General features: G+C 26.3%; 16 protein-coding genes. 4 read left to right on the forward strand and 12 right to left on the reverse strand.

The window, feature by feature from the left end; translation table 11 throughout:
- The first annotated feature begins 17 nt into the window (after positions 1-17).
- Both IC175_RS08070 and IC175_RS08075 read left to right on the forward strand, forming a co-directional pair.
- Positions 18-746 carry a HEAT repeat domain-containing protein gene (locus IC175_RS08070; protein WP_227483068.1) on the forward strand — a complete coding sequence of 243 codons (729 nt, stop codon included), beginning with the start codon at positions 18-20 and terminating at the stop codon, positions 744-746.
- 110 nt (positions 747-856) lie between these two features.
- Positions 857-1,426 (forward strand): GrpB family protein, encoded by a 570-nt coding sequence (locus IC175_RS08075; RefSeq protein ID WP_227433568.1) that lies wholly within the window; start codon positions 857-859, stop codon positions 1,424-1,426.
- A gap of 214 nt (positions 1,427-1,640) precedes the next feature.
- Here IC175_RS08075 and IC175_RS08080 read toward each other — a convergent pair whose 3' ends face one another.
- The 6 genes from IC175_RS08080 to IC175_RS08105 form a co-directional block, all read right to left on the reverse strand.
- A complete protein-coding gene (locus tag IC175_RS08080) occupies positions 1,641-2,978 on the reverse strand; it encodes a sensor histidine kinase (protein ID WP_227433567.1) in 1,338 nt (445 codons plus the stop codon).
- A 19-nt stretch (positions 2,979-2,997) separates the two neighbouring features.
- Positions 2,998-3,708 carry a LytR/AlgR family response regulator transcription factor gene (locus IC175_RS08085; RefSeq protein WP_227433566.1) on the reverse strand — a complete coding sequence of 237 codons (711 nt, stop codon included), beginning with the start codon at positions 3,706-3,708 and terminating at the stop codon, positions 2,998-3,000.
- A gap of 195 nt (positions 3,709-3,903) precedes the next feature.
- Positions 3,904-6,024, reverse strand: coding sequence for an FtsX-like permease family protein (locus IC175_RS08090; protein ID WP_227851404.1), 2,121 nt, complete (start codon positions 6,022-6,024; stop codon positions 3,904-3,906).
- Entirely contained in the window at positions 6,014-6,766 is a 753-nt protein-coding gene (locus tag IC175_RS08095) for an ABC transporter ATP-binding protein (RefSeq protein WP_227483064.1), read from the reverse strand. The genes IC175_RS08090 and IC175_RS08095 overlap by 11 nt, the downstream gene beginning before the upstream one ends.
- Before the next feature lie 228 nt (positions 6,767-6,994).
- The gene (locus IC175_RS08100) at positions 6,995-7,171 is read right to left on the reverse strand and encodes a hypothetical protein (RefSeq protein WP_227433563.1); all 177 of its coding nucleotides are present in this window, start codon (positions 7,169-7,171) and stop codon (positions 6,995-6,997) included.
- Positions 7,172-7,372: 201 nt separating this feature from the next.
- A complete protein-coding gene (locus IC175_RS08105) occupies positions 7,373-7,954 on the reverse strand; it encodes a TetR/AcrR family transcriptional regulator (protein WP_227433562.1) in 582 nt (193 codons plus the stop codon).
- 904 nt (positions 7,955-8,858) lie between these two features.
- On the opposite strand from IC175_RS08105, the gene IC175_RS08110 reads away from it, so the two are divergent.
- Together IC175_RS08110 and IC175_RS08115 are read left to right on the forward strand one after the other, a co-directional pair.
- Positions 8,859-9,569, forward strand: a complete 711-nt coding sequence (locus IC175_RS08110; RefSeq protein WP_227433561.1) for a LytR/AlgR family response regulator transcription factor — start codon at positions 8,859-8,861, stop codon at positions 9,567-9,569.
- The gene (locus tag IC175_RS08115) at positions 9,563-10,882 is read left to right on the forward strand and encodes an ATP-binding protein (RefSeq protein WP_227851405.1); all 1,320 of its coding nucleotides are present in this window, start codon (positions 9,563-9,565) and stop codon (positions 10,880-10,882) included. Before IC175_RS08110 ends, IC175_RS08115 begins: the two co-directional genes overlap by 7 nt.
- A 706-nt stretch (positions 10,883-11,588) precedes the next feature.
- Here the strand turns inward: IC175_RS08115 and IC175_RS08120 are convergent.
- The 6 genes from IC175_RS08120 to IC175_RS08145 form a co-directional block, all read right to left on the reverse strand.
- Positions 11,589-12,416, reverse strand: coding sequence for a MerR family transcriptional regulator (locus tag IC175_RS08120; protein WP_227433551.1), 828 nt, complete (start codon positions 12,414-12,416; stop codon positions 11,589-11,591).
- Between the two features lie 100 nt (positions 12,417-12,516).
- Positions 12,517-13,290 carry a CPBP family intramembrane metalloprotease gene (locus IC175_RS08125; RefSeq protein WP_227851406.1) on the reverse strand — a complete coding sequence of 258 codons (774 nt, stop codon included), beginning with the start codon at positions 13,288-13,290 and terminating at the stop codon, positions 12,517-12,519.
- A 251-nt stretch (positions 13,291-13,541) separates the two neighbouring features.
- Entirely contained in the window at positions 13,542-13,979 is a 438-nt protein-coding gene (locus tag IC175_RS08130; RefSeq protein WP_227433549.1) for a LytTR family DNA-binding domain-containing protein, read from the reverse strand.
- 256 nt (positions 13,980-14,235) lie between these two features.
- The gene (locus IC175_RS08135; protein WP_227433548.1) at positions 14,236-14,385 is read right to left on the reverse strand and encodes a YvrJ family protein; all 150 of its coding nucleotides are present in this window, start codon (positions 14,383-14,385) and stop codon (positions 14,236-14,238) included.
- Between the two features lie 16 nt (positions 14,386-14,401).
- The gene (locus IC175_RS08140; RefSeq protein ID WP_227851407.1) at positions 14,402-14,626 is read right to left on the reverse strand and encodes a DUF2922 domain-containing protein; all 225 of its coding nucleotides are present in this window, start codon (positions 14,624-14,626) and stop codon (positions 14,402-14,404) included.
- 309 nt (positions 14,627-14,935) lie between these two features.
- Complete coding sequence (locus IC175_RS08145) at positions 14,936-15,157, reverse strand: DUF1659 domain-containing protein (protein WP_227433546.1); 222 nt, start codon at positions 15,155-15,157, stop codon at positions 14,936-14,938.
- Positions 15,158-15,441: the final 284 nt, after the last annotated feature.

The following is a 15,441-nucleotide window of genomic DNA, read 5'->3' on the forward strand; positions in this document are numbered from 1 at the left end:
TAGTATGAGGTTAATTTATGAAAAGTACTAATGAAGAGTTGATAAAGCGAGGTTTTATTACAGAAGAATATATCAATAAATTTCAATCTTATTCAGATGAAGAGTTATTGGAACTAGCAAGTTCATCAAAAGCAGTTGAAAGGTCAGTTTATATAAATTTGATGTCAAAAAGATATGGAGTCGAAAATAAAGAATTTGTAGAGTTTTTGTTAGGAAAGCTTTGCGTTGAAAAATCTCTATATACGAAGATTGAGCTTTGTAATGCCCTTGAAAATGGGAATACTTATACTGCAAAACAGATGATTAAATATCTTGGAACAATAGGAAATAATCAACATAAATATTTGCCAGACAGGGTTTCTAAAAAGAAGAGTTATCCATTAGCAAGGGATATAATTGCAAGAAGTTTAGCAAGGATGAATGTAGAGATTTTACCTGTATTGTTTGACGTTTTAGAGAGTGATGATAGGATTAAGATTTCTGAGGTAATTGATGCTATAGGATTTATGATATTTTATAATCAAGGTGTAGCTAGTGAATATTACTTTAAAAAGATTGTAAGTGTAATGGAAAAGTATTCGGAAGATGATTTAATTATTTGGAAATGCGTAATGTGCCTTTCTTCTTTTAAGACTCAAGAAAGTATAGATATTCTTGAGCAAGTTTTATATAGTGATAAAAATGATTTAATAAAAAATGAAGCTGAGTGTTCTCTAAGTAAGATTAAAAAAGAGATAAAGTTGTAGAAAGAAATAAAATCAAAATTAATAAAGTTGTAGAAGGAAATAAAATCAAAAGCAATAAAATTGTATAAAGAACAATCAAATTTGCTAATCTAAAAGGGGGAAACTGGTTTATGAGAAAACAGCTGTCAGATATGACATTAGAAGAGTTATGGAAGCTATTTCCTATATTTTTAACTAATCATAGGGAATGTTGGAAAGATTGGTTTAAAGAAGAAGAATCTAGACTAACTGAACTACTTCCTATGCAAAAAATTGTGAGAATAAGTCATATTGGAAGTACTGCTGTGAATACAATTTATGCAAAACCGATTGTTGATATACTGATGGAGATAAAGCCTGAGTGTAATATGCAAGAGATTAAAGAGATAATTGAGTCAGATGACTATATTTGCATGTCTGAAAGTGGTGATAGGATTTCATTTAATAAAGGATATACAGTAGATGGGTTTGCAGAACGAGTTTTTCATTTACATATAAGATATGCAGGAGACAATGATGAATTATTTTTTAGAGATTATTTGATTGATAATCCAAGCGTTGCGAAGGAATATGAGAATCTTAAGTTGAAATTATGGAAGGAATATGAGCATAATCGTGATGCTTATACAGATAATAAATCAGATTTTATTAAAAAGGTAACTGAAAAATCTAGGAAATTGTATTCTAATAGATACAGTTAGGATGTTATTTACTATATTTAAGTTTAATATATTTAAATTTAAGTTTAATATATCAATGCTTACTAAAAATGAAATATTAAAATCACTTTGAGACAGTTGAAAAAGCTCACAATTTATATGTGTTTATATTATTATTAAAATATAAATTAAGGAAAGTCATTTCTGGCTTTCCTTTTTGGAGTTTTTTAAATATATTAAGATTCTCAGCTTAATACTAACACAACCTAATATAAAGAAATAAAGAAAAATCTGTATCAGTATAAGAAATATTCAACTCTCCACTATACTTATCAACAATTTCCTTGATATTTTCAACACCATATCCATGAGATTTACTATTATCTTTATCTGAAATAAATAAACCATGTTTTTTAATGATAGGATTTACCTTGTTATTTGTTAATAAATAGCTAAAATACTCATTTTCACAACGTGCTTTTAGCACCACTTTTCTATTTGATAAGTCGGAAATCTTTAAGGATGCTTCTATAGCATTATCCAAAGAGTTTGAAAAAATAGTACATAAATCCATTGGTTCTATACCAAAGTGATTGTCTATATCTATATTAAAATGAACATCAACACTATTTTCTTCCAATTCTGTATGACGAAGATTTAAAATTGAATTAAGGGCAGGGTTTTTACAAAATTGCTTACCACTTAAAGTCCCAAAGCTAAGTTTTAATTGTGTAAAATAATCTTTAGCTCCATCAATATCTTCAACTTCTAAATAAGACTCAATCATTTGGAAGTGGTTATTTATGTCATGTCGTATTTTGCGTATCTGAACCTGTTGATTCTCTAGTAAGTCGTAATATTCTTCTTTTATATGATTCGATTGATTTTCTAACTTCATCTTTACATTTTCAATTAATGGATTTAAAAGAAGTATCACACCAATATTAGCTATGATTGCAGATAAAATAATTAGATAAGTACCATAAGGTAAGTTACCTAAGATAATATTATAATCGCTACCCATAGGAATTAAATTAGTGGGTGGCAAAATAATGGCAATTAATATTGATAAAAATGAGGATATACATACTATATCAATAAAAATCCATATGCGATTTGTAAGGTACTGTTTTATATTAACTAATCTATTTTTTAAGAAAAAATGTATCAAAAACCATAAAAATACTTTAATTATGGCAGAAACTATCTTAAAGATTGAAAGTACTACAGTATACTCACTTGAGCTTACAAGTTCTCTATATAGAGGATTGTTTATAAAAAGAAAATTAACACCAACTATAATAGGATAGAGTATCATTATAACTGATATTATAGGAATCAACCTACTTTTACTACAGACTATAAGGAGTATAAAATATCCAAGTAGTGTAAAAAGTATATTTACAGGGTCAGAAAGCCATATTATCATTTGACCAATAATAGAATAACCCAAAATCAATATTATTTTAAAAATCCAATGTTTCCTAAAATCTATAAAATAAGATGTTAGCTTATAAAGAAAAAAGGCCATAAAAATGCTAAGTAAAACTGTAATATAAATTGTAGCTTTTGATATTATTGAATAAGTATCCATTTGAAAACCTTTCTAAAAATTAAGATTCTAGCATATGTCTTGTAAATTTTCCTACAACTTCTTGATATTTTTGACGACTTATAGGAATTTTTTCATTTTGTACTTTAGCATATGTTTGATTTATACTGTTTACATAGTTTAGATTGACAATATATCTTTGATGTGTACGTATAAAATTAGATGGAAGAATATCTTCCATATCATTTAGTTTTCCATAATACTCTAAAGATTTGTCAGAGGTTACTACAGTCAGCTTTCTTAATTCACTTTTAAAGTAGAGAATGTCTTTTGTATTGATTTTACAAAGGTTAGTTCCAATCTGAATCGTAATAAAGTGTTCTTTCCATTGTTCTAATTTTTTTAGTGCTTCTTTTAAGACTTCACATATTTTTTCACTTTTATAAGGTTTTAAGATATAGTTTAAAGCTCCTACATCATATCCATGAAATACATAGTCAGAAAAACCTGTGACAAAGATAATTATAGTATCTTTTGAGTATTTTCGAATGACTTTTGCTATATCAACTCCATTAATTTCTCCAAGTTCAATATCTAAAAAAATGATGTCCATATAATAATTTTCATGTTCTAGATTATATATTAGACTTTCTCCATTTGAGTATTCTTTTATCTGGCAGGGATAGCCCCATAAATCCATTTCTCTTGTGATGATTTTATTTAGCATACTTCTTTGTTGTTTTTCGTCATCACAAATACAAATTGAAATCAATGATTATTCTCCTTTCAAGTTTTATATTTATATAATTAAGTATATAATAAATTGAGCTACCTAGATACATAAAAGAGAAAATATGTCTAGGTAGCAAAGTAGAGTCTTAATTAAATAAGTTTTGACTAAAATCGTACAGATAAGAATTATATAGACTTACTCAGAGAAGTTTTATCTAAAATAATTTAAGCAAACTTATTTTGAAATTCCAACAATTTCTTTAAATTTTTTGTAAGTCAACAGATATATAAGGTACATATAAACCCCACAAACCACTAGTAAACCTAGATTTATCAAAAGAGCATTGACTTCACTATGAACAATTCTACCATCATTGTTTACCATAATCATAAAGTTAAAAAGATATATTACAAAACTTCCAGTAATAAGAGGGTATGAAAAGATTTTCTTTAATTGGTTGCGAATACAGAATTTTATATAGTCGTTGTTAGCACCTAATCGACTCAAATCTATAAAAATCTGTTTGTGATTTACTGCTATTGTAACACCTCTTGTATATGCAATGATTCCCACAGCCGTAAAGCAGATTATACCTACATAGATAAATAACATCAAGAATACTGCTGTATTTTTTATCATATCTTGACTCTGCAAAGTTTTAAAATTAGGATAGTACTTCCATTGGAGATATAATTGATTATTATCTGGAGTTAATTTTAAAGAACCTTCTCCACTTGGATATTCTTCATCCAAAAAATACTTTTGACCAGTTGATTCATTGCGTTTTTTCACATATTCATCATACATAGTGTATGTTCCCATTTCCTTAGGTGTTCTTTTTATAATCTCTGACTTTAAATCATTAGCAAAAGCATAGGTATCTGTAGTTTTATCTACATTAAATAGGATAGAATTATTGTAGTTATTTATAGATAAACCTTTAGTAAATGCATTATAATCGTCTTCACTAAGGACGTAAGCAGTCATACGAGCATTTTGAAAGAAAGAACCATTAAATATTAGGTTTCCAGAATATTTAAAAGGAGTTTCTTTTTCTGTGGCTGGGCTTGATATAAATTTTGGAAAATCATAATCTCTATTATTATTTTCTTTACTTACAACAGCAAGATATTCACCATTTTTTATAGTGATAGGTTTATCAATTAATTTAGAGAAATCCTTAGAATTAAAGAACATGGCTAAAGAATGTTTTTTCATATATACATCATCAATAGTTCTATCTTTATTAAATATTGATTCTGTACCATCTACAATTAATTCAATAGAAGGAAGTTCCATATAGTTTTGGATTTTTACTTTATGCTTATCTGCCAACTGTTCAATTTCTTTTTTAGATATTTGATTCACTCTTTGGTTATAAGTGAATGTGTAATCTATAGGATTCTTTTTAGTATTTTCATTAATTCCTGCAATCACATTAGGTATATAGAATACAGCAAATAAGGCTCCTGCAATTAAAAATGCAACAACACACATATTTTTTACAGTTTGCTTGCCCATAAATCTCATCATACTAGTAGATATAATATTTTTGTAGTATTTTTCTGGATGTTTTCCTCTTTTTGCATGTACTACTACATATGTCATAATCATGTAAATTCCAATAGCAGAGAATACATACGTAATGTTCCATATAGATGGCATCATGTAATTAAGTTCACTTATGACTATTGAAGGTACTACATAACCTAGAAGAAGTCCTAATACCATAAAAAATGTTCCCAATATACCATACCAACTTTTTACCTCATGAACTGGTTCAGAGATTCTTTGGTCATTTAGTATATCAATTATATTTGTACGATTGATGAATTTTACTGAAAGTAAGAAAATACATAGAGTTACAAATATACAAAATATGAAACCATATATAAATCCTTGAGTTCCAAAGTGGTATGTCATTTCTCTTGTATCAATAATTACCAATTGGAATATCTTCCATATACCAAAAGATACAGGCATACTCAATAGAAGACCTAAAAGACAACAGACTATTGAAATAAGGAGTATTTCTGAAAATAGAATTTTTTTCAATTTTTTCTTATCTGTCCCTAGAGCCATAAAAATACCAATTTCTCTACTTTTAAATTTTAAAAATAGGGAAGAGGCATAAGTAGTAAAAACAGCACATCCTAATATAGCAACTGCAAATATCATTATGGCTTGTTTTCTACTATCTCCTCCAGTTGGAAGGATTGTTTGCACTGTAGGACTAAAATAAATTAAAGCATATGAAGTTACTAAGACTACAGAAAGTATTATACAAAAGAATAATGTTGTATAGTTTTTCCAATTGTAGGCTCGAAGTTTTCCATATAATTTATTAATTGTCATCTTGACCGCCTCCCATTTCTTTTAAAAGTTCCAATAATTCATCTAGGAATTCACGTCTTGAATTTGATTTTACGACTTCTTTGTAGACCATTCCATCTTTAAGGACAATAACACGGTCACAAAAACTTGCAGCAAAGCTATCATGTGTAACCATGAATATAGTGGCATCTAGCTCTTGTTTTGCTTTTAGGAATGAGTCAATTACTGTACGACAAGATTTGCTATCAAGATTACCAGTTGGCTCATCTGCTAATATCAAATCTGGATTATTCATAAGAGCTCTTGCTACTGCTGTACGCTGTTTTTCACCACCAGATATTTCAGCAGGGTATTTTTTGCGTATATGCTCAATACCAAATAATTTGCATAGGCTAGTAGCACGGTTTTCCATTTGTATAACTTTACTACCTTTGATAATTTGTGGAACACAGATATTTTCAAAGACACTAAGACCATCAAACAGCATAAAATCTTGGAATACAAAGCCCAACTGCTGATTTCTAACTTCGGAAAGTTCTTTTTCTTGTAGGTTTCTTATATTATTGTTTCCAAGAGTTATTTCACCTTCATCAATTGGTATAAAGCATGAAATGCAGTTTAAGAGAGTTGTCTTTCCACTTCCAGATGCACCCATGATTGCAACGAATTCTCCTTTATTGATTTCAAAAGAAATATTTTTTAATACAGGGTATGTTTTATTACCTGTCTTGTATGATTTACATAAATTGTTTACTTTAAGCATATATATCATCCTCGCTTTCATTTATCTTGTAAGTTAATGATAGCATTTGAAAGGGGTATGGGAATATAAGTCTCGTTGTAAGAATTGGGTGTTTTTTTGTAATGTTTGAGTTAGAAAAATTTTTGAAAAGGTATTGTTACGATTATTTAGATAAAAGATATGTTGATGTATAAATGGTAGTCTTTTTTGTAAAATAATTATCTATTTTTATTTTATAATATAAAAACACTATTTTTTTACTAAAAAAGCTACCACAATCAATAACGAAAATACAATTGAAAGTATTGAAAAAGTAAAGTGAGAATTTGAGTCATTATTGCGATTATTAAGTTTTATCCAAAGTCCACATATAATTGTACATATCAATAAAACTGCTGATATTATCCCTATAAATGTAAAAAACATTAAAATTCCCCCTTTATTTAATGTAAGTATTTGAGTCCATGAGAATATCTTTAAGTTCTGTCAGAGTATGGCTGAGTTATGTATCAAAACTAAAAGACATATAATTAAACTGAAATAGTACTAAATAGATATATAGTTAAACTGAAATAGTATTAAATAGACATAATACTAAATAGATATAAATACTAAACTGAAATAGTACTACTTTATGGTGTCTATTAAAAATAACTCTAATTGAGAGTCAATTAAAGCACTTCTTTTCTCTGCATCCATAATATCAATACCACTGTATCTTAAAAAGGCATTAGAACGAAGAAGAACTAACTGTATAAATGAAGTTATTTGATATGCAATAACCTTGTAATCTTCTTCAGTTTTATTGTTGTCGTGATTTTTATAATGAGCTCTAATCAAAGGCAATATTTCAAATGGATAAATAATGTCTTCTTGAACTAATATGTAAGGTACAGAAATCTCTATAAATTGACTATATAAAATTATAACATCACAAAATGTCATTAACATTTCTTTTAACTCTTGCTTAGGTGTTAGATTTTGCTTATCATGTGTAGTTTTATATTCATCCATATGGCATTTTAAAATTCTCTTAATAGCAGTATTAATTAGTGCTTCTTTAGATTTAAAATAATAATTAATCATAGCCAAATTGACGTTTGCTTTAGCTATGATTTCTCTAGCTGTGATACTTGAAATATCTCTATTTGAAGTTAATAGCTGAACTGTTGTGTTAATTAGTTGCTCTTTTTTTGAATCTATTTTCATATTTTTCCCCTTAAGAATTCCTCATAAAAAAATTAAACGTGTTTAATACACGTTTAGATACTATCACGAAAGCTTTTATATGTCAATGGAGGGATAGTTTTTAAGGAGGATAGTATGGGGAAGTTTTTTTATAATTGTCTTGTTAAATACATGATAAATAAGGTTATATGATACTAAGTTTAAGAGGTGTTCTATCAATCATGTATTAATATATATAATTATTAAAGATTGTATACTAATAAATAGAATTATGTTAAAATTTATATTATAATGAAATAAAAAATAAATAAAAAAGTCATGAGTTCTTAAGTTTGGCGACTTACTCTTAGCTTTTTATACAGTCATTCTTGGTAAGAGAGTACTCTAGTTAGGGAGCTTTTTATATTGTTATCATCTTTTAATATTATCATAACAATCATAAAACATTAATAATTTCGATATTTAAAAAGTATACAAAATTATTAATGAGGCAATAAGCTTAAACCATATTAAGTATTGATTGTTATTAATAAATCTGTAAAATCTCCTTATCTTTAGTGCAAACATGCTAAAAATAGAGGAGAATTTTTTGTTGTAAATGACAAAGTTTTGTTACCATTTATATGATGTTAGACTCAGTGTAACATCAAGATAATAAAAATGTATGAAAACTATCATAGATACTTATTAAAAACATTCTATAAGTAATGAAAAAAGAAGCGTGAAAAGAAAAAATGAAAATGGATTAATGAAGAGGGTAATAGAATAAAAAAGGAGATAGAGAATATAAAAAGTTAAAGGAATAAGGATTAAGCAAAAATAGGATAGCCAACTCTTTAAGTTTAGGAATAGTAAGGAGGTACTGTAGTTTATAAATGTGTAGCCTTAACTGTTTTTTTTATCTAAGGGATAAGGGGGGATTTTTATGTATAGAATAGTTATTTGTGAGGATGATATTACACAAATGGTTTTCTTAAGAGAGTGTATACTAAAATCCTTAGAGGGAGTTTCTAGTCAAATTGAACTATTAGAGTTTAATTCAGGAGAAGAGTTATTGGAGTCTGCTTTAGAAGGAGTTGATATATATTTTTTAGATATTCAAATGCTTCAACTAACAGGGATGGATGTAGCTAAAATAATTAGAGAAACAAATGATACTTCTGAAATAATATTTATAACTTCAATAGTCGACTATATACAAGAAGGTTATAAGGTAAGGGCTTATAGATATTTATTAAAGCCTATAGATTTTGAGGATTTAAATGAAAATATTTTAAATTGTATATCAGATATTATTAAAAAAAGAGAAAACTTTATGCTGATAGAAAATAAAGGTATAATCAACAAAATTTTAATTAATAGTATTATGTATATAGAGGTCAGGAAAAAGGTTTTGACTATACATACTACAGATGGTATTTATAATACTAATAATAGTATGGATAAAATAGAGTTAGAATTAGAAAAATATAATTTTTTTAGATGTCATAAAAGCTATTTAATAAACATGGAATATATTCAACTTATATGCAAAAATACTGTAGTTATTAATAATGAAAATATTCCAGTCAGTAAATATAGAATATCTGATTTAAAGACAAAATTAACACATGTATTGGGAGATGTATTATGTTAGGGATAGATGTATGGGGGATTATTCTAACTTTATTTTCTACAATGATAGAATGGATTGTATTAAAATTTATATTAGATGAACTTAGTGAGCTAAGAAAGAGCAAGTCAGTTTTAAATAGTAGTCTACTAATTGCAATTATAATAATTACTACCTTGACTATAATTGAATTTGATATAAAGGTTAAGTTATTTATATGTATATTTATTACATATCTATTGTATAGAAGTAATTATGTGGTGGACCAATGGAAAAGTGTGTTTATAAGTTTATTATATTGGATGTTATTAATCGGATTTGATAGTACTGGATTAAGTATAGTAGGCACACTTAACTCTATACAAGAGATGAGTGATTTATTAAATAATAATTTATTAAAACTAGAATTAATAATTATATCTAAATCACTACTAATAGGATTAATACCATTACTTAAAGCTATTAGATTAAAAATAAAAATAAACAAGAAGGATTGTATCTATTTATTTTTCCCCTTAATAGCAAATATTGTTAGCATAATAGTTGTATTTGGATTTATTTTTAAAGATAAGAGTATTAATCCTACCGAAAGTTTGACAATACTTGTTATATCAATTGTATTTTTACTTTCAAATATTTCGTTAGTAAGTATTATAGGTAGAATAATAAAAGACAATAACCTAAAGATGGAACATGAAATTACAAAAGAAAAGATAAATATGCAATATAAATACTATTTAAATTTACAGGAATATCAGTCGAAAATAAGAAAACTATACCATGACATGAACAATCATATTATTTGTATTAAGAATATTTATGGTAAAAATGAGATTGCAGAGAAGTATATTAAAGATATAAATAAGCAAATAAATGAATGTAATACTATATTTAATACACAAAGTATGATTTTAGATGTTATTTTAAGTGAGAAAAAATCTATTTGTGATATAAATGGCATAGATTTTTTAGTAGATATTAATTTTTTAGAATGCAATTTTATAGAAATGGCGGATGTGTGTAGCATATTTTCAAATATGATAGATAATGCAATAGAAGCTTGTAATAAGATTTACGATACAAATATACAAAAAAAGATTAAATTAAGAGGAACTATTATAAATAGATTATTTGTAATTAAATGTGAAAATACAAAAATAAATGAGATTATATTAAAGAATAATAAAATTATTACAGATAAAAAAGACTCATTTTTACATGGAATAGGAATAAGTAGTATAAAAAGCTCAGTAGAAAAATATAATGGAAATATAGAAATATATTCAGATAAAAATAAGTTTACAACTACTATTTATATACCATTATCTAGAAAATAATTCCAGTTGGAAATTTAAAGTGCCTAGTTGGAGTAATAGTATTGAAAAATAATATAGAGGATGTTATCTGCTAAGCATAGAAAATTTGGAGTTAATAAAAATAATCGAATCTTGCGTTAATAAGATAACATCCTTTTTAATTTTAAATAAAATAATATAACAAAAATAATATGATTTATATTTATATATATTATTACAATATTAATATTTGGAATGATTCAGCAACAAAGAGGGAGTAAGAAATGAAAAAAATTCAAAATATAAGATTAATAAAACTTATATTGAGTAACATAAAAATAGTAAAGGAGTAATTGATAGATAGTGGCTTGATATTAGCAATAAATATTTATTAAAAAATATTGAAAGAAAACATTTTATTAACTTAAGGAGGTCTTAATTATGATAGATTCTTTAGACAAATGTAAATCAATAATTAATGTATTCTGATAAGTGTCTAAAAGCTACATAAATAGTTGTTATAAATAAAAAACAGAGTGACTAAGAGAAAAAAGCGATATATCTAATCGGTATTGGTATGTATAGCTTCTTTACATTTAGTAAGGTAGCTTGTGAGTTTAGAGAGAACTTCTTAAATAACATAATAGTGATAAGAAGTTTTATATGATATAGATAAGAATTATTGGATAAAAATAGCTAACAGAATCAATCTGTTAGCTATTTTTATTTGTGTATTTTTATTACAAATCTATTTAACTTTTATCACTGGTATTTGAATTTCTGTAAGATAGTTTTCAGGATTTTCCTCATTATGAACCCCTTTATGACCAATTTGCCTATTGATACCAGACATTTTATAATCACTATTTTTATCCAGCCAGTAAGCAAATGACTCATACCCACCAGCTATATTTTCATATGGGCCATATACCATACTACATGCCATCATATCAACTGCCTCTGTCTCACGATATATAAATCCAGATTTGTTTTTTCCTAATTTTTTTACAACTGTTCCAACCTCTATATCTACACCACAATCTTTCAGTTCTTCATCATGATAAAGTGCTATATTGTTGCTTGCTTGGTGGGATATTTCTATATGTTCTTCTTTAATAAATTCATATAATTTTTCCCACAGTATACCTTCATGGTGATAGTCTGGAATTATTTCTCTAAGCGAGATAATCTTATAACTGGGAATTTCCTTAAAGATAACATTGTAATGAATCTCATCTTTATTGTCATCTATAGCCTTAATCAATTTATTAATATTATTTATTCTTTGTTGTTCTTTTTTAACTTCATCTTGTATTTCAATTTTTTTTCGATTCAATTCTTTAATCACAAGTTCGTCGTTCCAATTATGAATAATATTTGATATCTCTGAAACAGTAAATTTTGAATCTCTTAGTAAAATAATTCTTTGTAAAGTTGAAATTTGGTCAGCAGAGTATAGGCGATAACCTGTGTATTTATCTATCTTTGCTGGTTTTAGAATACCAAGTTCATCATAATAACGTAACATTCGAATAGAGACTTGTGTTAGTTTTGAAAATTCTCCAATTTTAAACATGAAAATATGACCCCCTTCTCACTTATAATCAGTATATATTTTGTTTTTGTATACTTCAAGTGTTTAGGAAAATGCATTTAATTATCAGTTTAATCTATAATCAGCAGTCTAACTCAAATTCAAATTCGTCTGATTTTATCTTCTCAATTTCAGAATTAATTTTCTGTTTAAATTTAGCAGAAGAAATTATGTAAATAATTAATATGAGGCAAAATATTATTTTTACATATTGAGCCATTACGTAGGCTTCAATAGGGTAGTAAGAATATAGTTGAATGGTAAAGAAGTCACACATCATATGTACAAATCCACCTGCTAAAATACTTCTATGTGTATTAATATATACAAATGTAATAACAAAGTTTAGAAGTATAGTAGATGGTATAAATAAAAGTGCATCAAATAAAGAATATTGCAGTAGATTATATGGGATTTGACCAGGTGTAAGATACCATCCCAAATACCAAACTCCACAAATAGTACCTAAAATAATTGAAGCACCTGTAAATCCAAACCTGACTAATAATTTATCAAGAGAATACCCTATCCATCCAAATCCTTGGCTAAGTATACTTAGTATAAAGCTTATAAATAGCATAAGTGGTATTTTATAAGGTGTATAAATAGCTATGTGCATCCAATCCACATCATTAATTTCTAGATGAAAATATTTTCCTATTAGTAAAGAACAAATTACAATTAAAGCAAAAAAGAGTACTGTTAATAATGGCCATTTTACTCCTATTTCTTTGAAGCTAAAGCTCCTGTAAAGAAAATCTTTTCTTGCGCTATTTGGATATATTGTGAAAATAAAAAGTAGCCCTATGACAGAAGGGGCTGTATATGCGAAGTAAAAAAGAAGTTTTCCAAGCATGGTATTTGTAACTCCTAATAATACAGGTGTAAAGCTAAATAGCCAAGTCCATAATAGAGTGCTTGTAAAGAAAAAAATTAAATTTTTATCTGAATTAAAATGGGGATTATATAATTGCATCTTATGTTCACTATCCTTTCATTTTGTTAATAGTGGTTTAATTTATATTTATTTTATTTTGACTATAAAGTTGATTAATAAGTAGATAATTAGTGATATTAATAAAATATTTTCGATTTTTATAATTTTTATTAAATATTTAGCTTATCTCTAATATTTTTTATGTAACGGCGATTTATAATAACTTTTTCATTATTTGATAAAGTAGCTTGCATGCGATTATGTGATATTACTTTTATACTTTCTAGGTAATCCATATTTAAAATCATAGATTTAGATATTCGTAAAAAAGATGTATTGTGTAATCGGTTTGATAATTCATATATTTTTAGGTCAACTTCAAATACATCATCTTTATAGTAAGCAAATGTCTTATTGCCAACTGTCTCAAAGTATAAAATATCGCAAATATTAAGCTTATAAATTTCTCCTGCTTTTTTACCATTTATATCTAGTAATGGTGTATTTAGTAGTGAAATTATTTTTTCAATATTATTGTCAATGGCAGAGCATTTTATAATTATTTCAATATCATCAAAATTAGTGGATTGTTCGACATGTATTTTCATTAATTATCACCTCATTTTATTACTGTCATTAGAATAGCATTATATTTTATTGAGTCCAACTAGATGAGTGCTAAATTTCAAATTAAGTACAGTTAAATTCAAATTTAAAATAGTAAAATTCAAATTTAAAGTGGTAAAATTCGAAAAAATACTACGACTATTTGGAAATGTTATCCAAATATCGTAGTACTTTTCATAGAATATCTCTAATTATTATACAAATAGACCTATCTTATGACTTACATATGTTGTCAAATTACTTCTCAAATGTCAAAATATTTTTAGATAGTACATCAATGCTGTTAGATAGTGTGTTCAATTTGCCCTCAATTCTAACCAATAAATACATGGATAGAGCTATAGGAAAACCAACATTAGTTATTAACAATTGTAAACTATCATCCATAAAATTACCTCCCATCCTAAACTAGGTCATAAGGAGTAGTATTAGTTTCTACAATCTTAGCTTCAACAGCAGAAGCAAGGTCAAATCCTCCAACTGAAAAAACATTTTTAGATAATATCAAATCCATAGCAGATTTTATATTTTCTTCAGTTAAGTCCTCCTTTGGATTTTCTATAGAAAAAGAAACTTGTTTATCCTTTGTATTCTTGAAACTCATGACTAATTTTTTCTTAATCTCCATACAGTTACCTCCACGATAATAATTTATTTTTTTAATTGCTTTAAGTATTTTAATTATTGTTAGGGTAGAAAATACTCTGGTATTGTTATACTTAAAGCAAAGCAGTATTTAAAATAACTAACATGTTTAATTTACGAACATATTTAAATTACTTAAGATATTAAACTGCTTAAAGTATCAATATATTAAGTGTATAATTTGTTAAATTTATATAATATCAAGTGTATTATATATTGAACATGATATATAAATAGTTGATGAATTTTAATGTAGACTATAATCATTAGTATAGACTATATTTGAAAGTTACTATTTAGATAGTGATGTGCTATCTAGTTTTAAAATATCTACAATAGGATTTTCTTGAAGATTTGCGATTGCTTCTGCAACTGCATAAACATCATCATTTGATGCCTCTGCCTTTACATTTGCGAAAGATTTACTTTTAATAACTGCCTTACCCTTATCATCAAAACCAGCATCCAATTTCAGTTTTATACTAGATAAATTTTTTGTTGAAACAACTGCCATAAAACTACCTCCTAAAAATTTAATTTCAAAGATTTGTCGACTTTCTTTGTTAAATCTATAGTATCATATAAGATAATATAGGAGTTAAACCGTAATTTCTTAAGATTTTTTGTTAAAATCTTATAGAAAACTTTATAAGTATATATATTTTAATGATTGATTGAATGTTTGTATGCTCTATGTGCAATAGTTTTTTATTGATTTTGCTTAGAATATTTTCTAGAGGGGATAAAATGTTTAATATGTTTGTTTAGAATGAACTATCTAGATGTATCCAGTATCTG

Origin of the sequence: Clostridioides sp. ES-S-0123-01 (genome assembly GCF_020658415.1) — a bacterium.
In the GTDB taxonomy this organism is placed as follows: domain Bacteria; phylum Bacillota; class Clostridia; order Peptostreptococcales; family Peptostreptococcaceae; genus Clostridioides.